The 843-nt window shown below is 78.2% G+C and carries 1 pseudogene; it reads left to right on the plus strand.

What is annotated here, in order from left to right:
* A pseudogene (locus GT354_RS46160) lies at positions 1 to 797 on the plus strand (hypothetical protein); the annotation flags it as partial.
* Positions 798 to 843 lie beyond the last annotated feature (46 nt).

Here is an 843-nt window from a genome sequence, read left to right on the forward strand (position 1 = left end):
GTGGCTTCGTGCCCGGCCACGACGGCAGCGGCGGCGGCGGTCCGGTCGGCGGTGGGGCCGGCGGCGGCTTCACACCCAACTACGACGGCCCCAAGGACACCGGGCTGCTCGGCAACGGCGGACTGCACAATCCGGGTCCCGGCGGCAATACGGCGACGTTGCCCCCGCCGTCCGGCGGCGGCCCGGTTCAGGGCCCGCCGTCCGGCCAGGGCAGCTTCCCGAACGGGATGCCGCCCACCGGCGGTTTCACGGGCGGCAAGACCCCCGGCGGCGGCGGAGGCAGGACCAACGGCTTCGGCGGCACCCAACGGCCGAACGGCGGCGGCAACCTGGCCAACAACCCGCCCGGTGGCGGGCGGAGCGGCCCCGGCGGTCGCGCGCCTCTGTCCACCGGCAACCCCCACGGGCGGCCGATGGGTCCGGGCCCCGGCGGCGAGGCCGTCTCCGGCGGTCGACCGGCCGGCGGTCGGGCGATGGGTGGCGGCGGTGGCGGTGCCGGTGGTGGCGGCGGGACCGCCGGCGGCGGTGCGGGTGGTCGACGGCTGACCTCCACGGGCGGCGGTGTCGTGGGCGGCGCGCCCCGATCCGGCGGCCAGGCGCGGGCCTTCTCCAACGGCGGCAGCGGGCTCGGTCAGCGGCCGGCCGGCGGCCGCGGCGGGATGATGCGCGGCGGTGCCGCGGGTTCGTCCGCCGGCCGTGAGGAAGAGCGCAACCGTCGCGACCGTGCCGACTACCTGCGCGAGGAAGAGGAGACGTGGGTCGGCGACCGACGCACGGCTCCGCCCGTGGTCGACTGACGAGAGACGGTCGGCTGACGGCTGACGGCTGACGGCTGACGGCTGA

It is taken from the genome of Streptomyces sp. SID3343, from assembly GCF_009865215.1.
Classification (GTDB): Bacteria; Actinomycetota; Actinomycetes; order Streptomycetales; family Streptomycetaceae; genus Embleya.